Raw genomic sequence first — 645 nt, forward strand, 5'->3', positions numbered from 1 at the left:
CGGAGGCCGAGGCCGGCGACACGCTGCTCGCCGCGGGCGCCCTCCTGACGCCGCCGCGGGTGGCGCTCATCGCCGCCACGGGCGCCGACGCGATCGGGGTGCGACGCCGCCCGCGCGTCGCACTGGTGCTCACGGGTGACGAGGTCGTCGAGGCCGGAGTGCCGGCGCCCGGCTTCGTGCGCGACAGCTTCCGCGTCGCCGTGCCGGCGGTGCTCGACGAGCTCGGGGCCGAGGTCGTCGCGATCCACCGCGTCTGCGACGACACCGAGGCGACCTTCGCCGCGCTCACCGCCGACGCGGTCGACCTCGTCGTGACCACCGGCGGCACCGGCGGCTCGCACGCCGACCATGTGCGTCGGGCCGTCGAACGGCTCGGCGCCGAGTTCGTGGTGCCGTCGGTCGCGATGCGTCCGGGCGGACCGACGTTCCTCGCGCGGGGCGTAGACCGCCTCGTGCTGGGGCTTCCGGGCAATCCCCTCGCCGCGTTGCTCGGCCTGCTCGCCGTCGGTGGTCCGCTGCTCGAGGCCTGGACCGGCCGCGACCCGGGCACGGCGACCGTCACGGTGTCGGAGCGGCTGGAGGGGCGCGCGGGAACCACCCGCCTCGTTCCCGTGACCGTGGGCGACGGCGTCGCGACCCCGACCC

Annotated in this window: 1 protein-coding gene; it reads left to right on the forward strand. The window is 77.2% G+C overall.

Going from position 1 to position 645, the window contains the following annotated elements; translation table 11 throughout:
- Positions 1-645, forward strand: a 645-nt coding sequence (locus AC1DY2_RS20370) for a molybdopterin-binding protein (RefSeq protein WP_476764069.1), incomplete at both ends; no start/stop codon positions are given.

The sequence above is a fragment of the Agromyces sp. P1_H4 genome (assembly GCF_056405255.1).